Here is a 6,607-nt window from a genome sequence, read left to right as displayed (position 1 = left end):
TGTACGCCATAAGAAAATGCCCCGCATCTTTCGATGCGGGGCATTTTCTTAGATCTGAGGCAGGTTGGCTAGGTTTTCACACAGTCTGTACCGGATACGCGATCCCACTTAATGGGTCATGCCGTGATCATGGTTCATGTCCATCGCGGCGCGGGCCGGGGCGCTTACGTTCAGCACTTCTGTCTCGCCTTTGGCGTTCTTCACGGTCAGGGTCAGCGGGACCTGATCGCCCTCTTTGATCTGGCCGTTCAGGCCCATGAGCATCACGTGGTAGCCATCCGGGTCCAGCGCCACGGTCTTGCCTGCCGGCAGCGGCACGGCGTCGACCGGGCCCATGCGCATGACATCGTTGGTCATGCTCATCTCGTGAATCTGCACGTCTTTGGCCACTGGCGAGGTGACGCTGAGCAGCGTGCTGTCGGTGTCCGCGGTGATGCGCATGAAGGCACCGGATGAAGGCTGCCCGGCCACCGTCGCACGCACCCACGGATCCTCCACCCGCGTCTGGGCAACCGCACTCAGACTGACCCCGGCCAACAGGGCGACCACCAACGTGCGCGAAACCAACGAGCGCGAGACAGCAGCAAACACAGTATTCATCAGCAGACTTCCATGACAGTGAGCAGGTCTTCCGCGCATTGCTTGGCGGAAAGCGAGGGTGACAGCCCCAGGCGCAGGTTGCCCCGGGAGTCGAAAACGAAGCTGGTGGCGGTGTGGGACATGGTGTAGGTGTTGCCCGCCGGGACCTTTTCGTAGAACACGCCGAATTCTTTGGCGACGTGGGCGGTTTCTTCCAGCGTGCCGCGCAGGGCGACGAACGTCGGATCGAACTGTTTGACGTAGGCGTCGAGGACCTGCGGCGTGTCGCGCTCGGGGTCGACGGTGATGAAGATCACCTGCAGCGTCTTGCCGTCCTCGCCCATCATCTTTCTGATCTGCGCAGCACGGGCCAGCGCGGTCGGGCACACCGCCGGGCATTGGGTGAAACCGAAAAATACCATCGGCATCAACCCGCGATAACTCGACAGGGTTTTGACCTCACCGTCGGTGTCGGTCAGCTTGAACGTGCGGCCCATGATCTTGTTGCTCAGATCTTTGCCGTACTTGAAATCCAGCGCAGTGGTCGAACCGTCACAACCGGCCAGCAGGCCCAGCCCCAACAGGCCCATGCCGGTGACCACCTGACGGCGGGTCAGAAACTCATTCATCTGGCGAACTCTCGAAAGCAGCGGCTGGCGCCAACGCCAACCCTTTTTTCGTCCACCTCGCGGCACCGCAGGCGTTATTGGCAGCCGCACTGCAGCGGCGAGGGACGAAGCGAAAAAAACAGGTGCCCGACAGTGTCGCGCAAAACCGGGCCGAATGCGTTACAAGCGGATTTTACCGACACCCCTCGACGGCGCTGCATGCCTTGACGCCCATGGGTTGAGAAACGCTCGCTGCGACAAAACCGCGCACCCGTTCACAAAACAGGGATCAGCGCGCTGGCGAAGCCGCCCGGCCGAACGCACGTGGCCCGGCTGGCCGAAGAAATGTTTGAACCCCTCCCCGCCTGCGCTGCCGAATTTCATCAGCAGGCCGCGCAACGGGCCAGGCAAACAGCCCGCGCAACTCGCGTCGGCGTCAACGGGACGGAGACAGTCATGCGGGACGATGCACAAGGACTTGAATCACTGCTGGCGGATTTCGCCCACCGTGACAATCCCCACGTGCCGGACGCTCCCTTGCGTCACGCCATGCAGCGCTGCCTCGGCAGCGGACTCGATCAACTGCCGTTGCCCGGCAGCGGTCGCACACTCGAGCGCTGGCGCCAGTTGGCAACGGTGGCCGGCATTGATCTGGCGCTGCTCAAACTCTACGAAGGCCATACCGACGCCCTCGCCATTTTGTATGAACTAAGGCCGCAGGAGCTCGGTGCCTCGCCCTTCGAAACGCCAGGCATCTGGGGCGTATGGGCCGCTGAGCCGCCCGACGCCAGGGTCGGCGTCAGTCAACGCCACGGCGACAAGGTTCGCCTGAACGGCCGCAAGGCCTGGTGCTCCGGCGCACAGCAACTGGATTACGCCCTGCTCACCGCCTGGGCCAGCGATGACGCGCCGCAACTGGTCGCCGTGGATCTGAAGCAGCCGGGCGTACGTTTCAGCAGCGAGACCTGGCAGGCCGTGGGCATGGCGGGCACCGCCAGCGGCGACGTGCACTTCGATGGCGCTGTCGGCATTTGCGTGGGCAACAGCGGGGACTATTTAACCCGGCCTGGGTTCTGGCAAGGCGGCGCCGGCATCGCTGCCGCCTGGTACGGCGCGGCAGCGGCGCTGGCGAAAAGCTTGCGCGCGCACCGACATCACGGACGGCCGGAACCCCACGCCGACGCTCATCTGGGCAGCGCGGATGCCGCGCTGTGCGGCGCGGCGGCTGCCTTGCGCGAGTGCGCCTCATGGATCGACGCGCATCCCCGGGACGACGCGAGCCTGCCGGTCCAGCGCTTACGTGCACAGGTCGAAATGGCGGTTGAGCAGGTGTGCCGGCATGTCGGCCGGGCGCTGGGCGCGACGCCTTTCTGCCGTGATCCGCACTTTGCGCGGCTGGCTGCCGACCTGCAGGTGTTTATCCGACAAAGCCATGCTGAGCGCGACCTGGCGCATCTGGGCCAGCGAATCGCTACGGGCGAAACCGAGGATTGGTCACTATGAACGAAGCGCAGCCTTTCGGCGTCACCGGCACCCCGTTGAGCGCCTGGCAGAACAGCGTGGCGTTGCGCAGTGTGCGCCCGATCACCCTGGAAGAACTGATTCCACCTGGCGCGCGCCTGATCGTGCTCGCGCCGCATCCCGACGACGAAGTACTGACCTGCGGCGGCGTGCTCGCGGCGATGGCCCAACGGCAGCACGATGTGCAACTGGTGGCTGTCACCGACGGCGAAGGCAGTCATCCGCACTCTCCGCTGTGGCCGGTACAGCGCCTGCGAACCGAGCGGCGCCGGGAAAGCGAACAGGCCGTCGCGCACCTAGGCCTCGACGTGTCGAGGCTGTCCTGGCAACGGCTCGGCATGGGCGATGGTCAAGTTGCCGGGCATGCCGAGTCGTTGATTGCCCTGCTCAGCGAAGACCTGCGTCCCTCGGATGTGTTGTTGACCACCTGGCGCCACGACGGCCACTGCGACCACGAAGCCGTCGGCCATTGCGCGGCCCAGGCGGTGGCCAACAGTGGCGCGACGCTGGTGGAGATGCCGGTGTGGGCCTGGCATTGGGCTGAACCGAACGACCCGCGCATCCCTTGGGAACAGGCCCGTAAATTCTGGCTCAGCGAGGAGCAACTGCGGCGCAAGCGCGAGGCCATCGGGGCGCATTTGAGCCAGCTGGAAAACGACCCGAGCACCGGCGCTCCTCCGGTGTTGACCCCTCAGACGCTTGAGCGTCTGCTGCAACCCTTCGAACTGGTGTTTCTGTGAGCATGACAGGTGAGTATTTTGAGACATTGTTCGCCAACAGCGACGACCCCTGGGCCTTCCGTACGCGCTGGTACGAACACCGCAAACGCGACCTGACCCTCGCCGCTCTGCCGCGCCAGCGCTATGGGCGCATCTTCGAGCCGGGATGCGCCAATGGCGAACTGAGCCTGCGCCTGGCCGAACGCTGCGACGCGCTGCTGTGCATGGACCTCAGCCCCCGGGCCGTCACTCTGGCCCGAGACCGCTTGAGCGAACATGCCCATGTTCAGGTGCTGGAAGGCTGTTTGCCCCAGGACTGGCCGGCGGGAGAATTCGATCTGGTGGTGATCAGCGAATGGGCCTATTACCTGACGCCGGATGCCTTCGGCGAGATCATCGAGCGCATTCGCGAAAGCCTGACGCCGGAGGGTGCGGTGCTGGCATGCCACTGGCTGCACCCCATCGAAGGCTGCCCGATGGAGGGCCGCGAGGTGCACCAGGTCCTGGCGCGGCACCTGGCCATGGAACGCACGCTGCATCACGCCGAGCGGGATTTCCTGCTGGAAATGTGGAGCAAGGACTCAGGCGGGATCGACCTCAACGAGGCCGTTCGCTGATCGCTGATCGCTGGATTAGACGAGCCGCGGGCCGATGAAGGCTTGCGCGCCTGACTCGCCCAACAGTCCGTTGACGAATAGCCGGGCCTGGCGGGTCAACTGATCGATGTGGCGATCGCGCTGTTTCTCCGCATCGGTCATGGCGCGCTTGCCGTGCTGCTTCAACAGATAGCTGTGGATCTGCCGCACTTCCAGCGAGTTGTAGATCGGCGCAATGTCCAGCACGGCCAACAAGCCCTCGGTCTGCCGCTCACGGGTGTTCATCACCACCTGCGGCCCGCGCGCACCCAACACCTGAAAACCCAGCGCCTCGAACACCGCAACTTTGGAGACGAAGCACGCCAGCTCCGCATGGGGATAGCGTTCGGTCATCTTTGTCAGCATGGCCCGCGCCACGCCCTGACGACGGCGTGCCGTTTGCACCGCCATGTACGCCACGGCGCACGCCTGCGGGTCCTGTTGAACCGGCAAATAGAGCAAAAAGCCGATGACGATCGACGGATCCTCGGCGTCCAGCGCCACGATCAATTCCACCGCAATCCCCCGCGAGCCATCCATCGCCTGCACGTACTGATGCACTTCATGGCCGACGCCGTATTGGTACAGCGGGTACAACGGATTGCTCGGGGCGATCGCCACCATGCTGAGGTCGGTGACGTAGTCGATCACCATTTGCATGATCTGGCTTTTGATCGATTCCGGGGGCGTGGCATCGAGACGCATGGCGGTAAACGTGGGGCTGGGCATTGTGATCCTGAATACGGTCTGGGACGGTAGCGTGCTGAGTGGTGACGTTCAGAGCGCTGCATCATACCCGGCCCACCTCGCAAATCCCTCCTTTTCTGCCCTCCGACGCTTCGTTGTAAAGGCCCGCAACCAGAGCGCGACCACGACCCAAAAGCGGTTAAAGCGCACGCTTACAACTGCATCTCCGCCAAGGCCCGGCGAAGCGGCTCATCAGAAATCTGGATGGGGCCGTGAAAGGGAATGTCCATGTCCAGGACCAGGTAGACCGACGCGGCAATCAGCAGTGCTGATACGGTGAACATGCCAATGACCATCGGATTGCGCGGCGCCCGGTAGCCGAAGGTGGCGAAAATCAGCGTCATCCACGCGATCAGCATGCCGATCAGCGGGCCGGGTATCGCCCCTTCGGACTGCTCGACGATTCGCCAGCGCTGTTCGATCAGGCCGTGGTACTGCTGGCGAATGTCCAGCATCAAGGTTTCATGGAAGCGATCCGCCGGGCGCACCCCGGCGAGGGATTTGCCAATGTCGTCCAGGTACTGCGCGGCCTGGCTTTTGCGATGCTGCAGCGCTTCATCACCGCGATACGGATTGGCAATGGCCCGCTCAAGGTACGTCACCAGCAGCCCGCGTGTCTGTTGCGCGGACTCGCCGTAAGTGCGCAGCGTTCGGTCGAAGATGATCAGATCAGTGGCGTAGGCATGAAAGCTCGCGTCGATGGATTCATAGGTATTCTTGGCTGAATTGATCATCAGCCCGAACACGAGCGAGGTCATCACCACGAAGATGTTGGCCACCAGGCGGATGACCGTGTTGGTGTCCTCGTCTCGATGACGGCTCGAAAGCCTTGGATACCAGTGCATCATCAGCAACGATGCCGCCAGCAGGCAGGCGAAGGTAGCGGCTGCGATCCACACCGACTGCATTAACGCACCCCGCCGCTACTGCGCAGCCCAGTGGGAAAGTTTGCGCTGGACGTCATCGGCGCCTCCCTGGCACTCGCTGGCGGAGAGACTTGGCGCACCGCGTTCCAGCGTGGTCACCGGCCTTCCTGGAGGCGAATAAATAGTGATGCGCTGCGCACCCGCCGGCTGAAATTCAATACGGGTGCCGTCTTCCAGATACAACGCCTCGTCGGCATATTTTCCGTCCATCGCCCGGTAATAAGGCGGAGCGCTCAGGCAGGTGCGCAGGTCGCCGTCCTCGAAAATTTCCACGTAAAAAGTGCCGCCGGCGTGGGGACCGGCCCAAAGGCCGGTGAGTTTGTGTGGCGGTGAAGATGCGCTGACTGAGGTGTAATCGACCAATGACGCACCGGTCGTGGCCTGGGTCGTGCACCCGGATACACACACAAAAACCGCCGCTGTGATCAGCAGCGTCGTGGCTCGCGTCCTGCTTAACCGATTGTGCATAGAAAACTTACACTTCCAGCGCGTTATGAGAGCGCAGACCAGAGGGAATCGATGGACTCCGTCTCATGCGCCTGCCGTAAGTTGAATGGCCTGTTGACGACTCTAGTCTGCGCCCACACCCCCCCGCAACTTTGAGCGATGGGATGCACCACAGCGGGCATTACCTTGCCGCCCCTGTAGCGCCATCTCGCCGGTCCTTTCAGCCCCTCTTCAGGCCCCGAACTCGCGTAAGGCCGGGCCGATTGCCCTCTGAATGCTTTTCCCCCGGGATCAGTTCGTGAACACGGCCTATGCTTGGAAAGAGCGTGTGGTCAGTGATGCCGAAAAAATTCATCCAACCGGCTGATCGGGGAGTTGAACCCCCTATGAGGCGCACAGTCCATGCACTACATCCCAAGGGGGAA

At 63.0% G+C, this 6,607-nt stretch carries 8 protein-coding genes; 3 read left to right on the top strand and 5 right to left on the bottom strand.

What is annotated here, in order from left to right; all coding sequences use genetic code 11:
• Positions 1-108 precede the first annotated feature (108 nt).
• Together QWI18_RS24135 and QWI18_RS24130 are read right to left on the bottom strand one after the other, a co-directional pair.
• Positions 109-600 carry a copper chaperone PCu(A)C gene (locus QWI18_RS24135; protein ID WP_369320047.1) on the bottom strand — a complete coding sequence of 164 codons (492 nt, stop codon included), beginning with the start codon at positions 598-600 and terminating at the stop codon, positions 109-111.
• Complete coding sequence (locus QWI18_RS24130) at positions 600-1,208, bottom strand: SCO family protein (protein WP_065987131.1); 609 nt, start codon at positions 1,206-1,208, stop codon at positions 600-602. The genes QWI18_RS24135 and QWI18_RS24130 overlap by 1 nt, the downstream gene beginning before the upstream one ends.
• Positions 1,209-1,643: 435 nt before the next feature.
• On the opposite strand from QWI18_RS24130, the gene QWI18_RS24125 reads away from it, so the two are divergent.
• Genes QWI18_RS24125 through QWI18_RS24115 form a run of 3 tightly spaced genes read left to right on the top strand, consistent with a single transcriptional unit; the run spans position 1,644 to position 4,044 of the window.
• Positions 1,644-2,690 (top strand): acyl-CoA dehydrogenase family protein, encoded by a 1,047-nt coding sequence (locus QWI18_RS24125; RefSeq protein WP_369320046.1) that lies wholly within the window; start codon positions 1,644-1,646, stop codon positions 2,688-2,690.
• On the top strand, positions 2,687-3,448 hold the full coding sequence (locus QWI18_RS24120; RefSeq protein ID WP_065987128.1) for a PIG-L deacetylase family protein: 762 nt from the start codon (positions 2,687-2,689) through the stop codon (positions 3,446-3,448). Before QWI18_RS24125 ends, QWI18_RS24120 begins: the two co-directional genes overlap by 4 nt.
• The gene (locus QWI18_RS24115; RefSeq protein ID WP_192135900.1) at positions 3,445-4,044 is read left to right on the top strand and encodes a class I SAM-dependent methyltransferase; all 600 of its coding nucleotides are present in this window, start codon (positions 3,445-3,447) and stop codon (positions 4,042-4,044) included. The genes QWI18_RS24120 and QWI18_RS24115 overlap by 4 nt, the downstream gene beginning before the upstream one ends.
• Positions 4,045-4,059: 15 nt before the next feature.
• Here the strand turns inward: QWI18_RS24115 and QWI18_RS24110 are convergent, their stop codons facing one another.
• From QWI18_RS24110 to QWI18_RS24100, 3 genes are all read right to left on the bottom strand, one after another.
• A complete protein-coding gene (locus QWI18_RS24110) occupies positions 4,060-4,791 on the bottom strand; it encodes a GNAT family N-acetyltransferase (RefSeq protein WP_369320045.1) in 732 nt (243 codons plus the stop codon).
• A gap of 170 nt (positions 4,792-4,961) precedes the next feature.
• Positions 4,962-5,717: a DUF4239 domain-containing protein gene (locus QWI18_RS24105; RefSeq protein ID WP_065987123.1), complete on the bottom strand. Its 756-nt coding sequence runs from the start codon at positions 5,715-5,717 to the stop codon at positions 4,962-4,964.
• Positions 5,718-5,732: 15 nt separating this feature from the next.
• Positions 5,733-6,098, bottom strand: a complete 366-nt coding sequence (locus QWI18_RS24100; RefSeq protein ID WP_065987122.1) for a hypothetical protein — start codon at positions 6,096-6,098, stop codon at positions 5,733-5,735.
• Positions 6,099-6,607 lie beyond the last annotated feature (509 nt).

The sequence above is a fragment of the Pseudomonas sp. W2Oct36 genome (genome assembly GCF_041060465.1).
Taxonomy (GTDB): domain Bacteria; phylum Pseudomonadota; class Gammaproteobacteria; order Pseudomonadales; family Pseudomonadaceae; genus Aquipseudomonas; species Aquipseudomonas graminis_B.
This window is presented reverse-complemented; position numbering and strand designations above follow the sequence as displayed.

Excerpts from the sequence above, each read along its gene's own strand:
- QWI18_RS24105 (WP_065987123.1), bottom strand. The coding sequence starts at position 5,717 with ATGCAGTCGGTGTGGATCGCAGCCGCTACCTTCGCCTGCCTGCTGGCG.
- QWI18_RS24125 (WP_369320046.1), top strand. The coding sequence starts at position 1,644 with ATGCGGGACGATGCACAAGGACTTGAATCACTGCTGGCGGATTTCGCC.
- QWI18_RS24120 (WP_065987128.1), top strand. The coding sequence starts at position 2,687 with ATGAACGAAGCGCAGCCTTTCGGCGTCACCGGCACCCCGTTGAGCGCC.
- QWI18_RS24130 (WP_065987131.1), bottom strand. The coding sequence starts at position 1,208 with ATGAATGAGTTTCTGACCCGCCGTCAGGTGGTCACCGGCATGGGCCTG.
- QWI18_RS24110 (WP_369320045.1), bottom strand. The coding sequence starts at position 4,791 with ATGCCCAGCCCCACGTTTACCGCCATGCGTCTCGATGCCACGCCCCCG.
- QWI18_RS24135 (WP_369320047.1), bottom strand. The coding sequence starts at position 600 with ATGAATACTGTGTTTGCTGCTGTCTCGCGCTCGTTGGTTTCGCGCACG.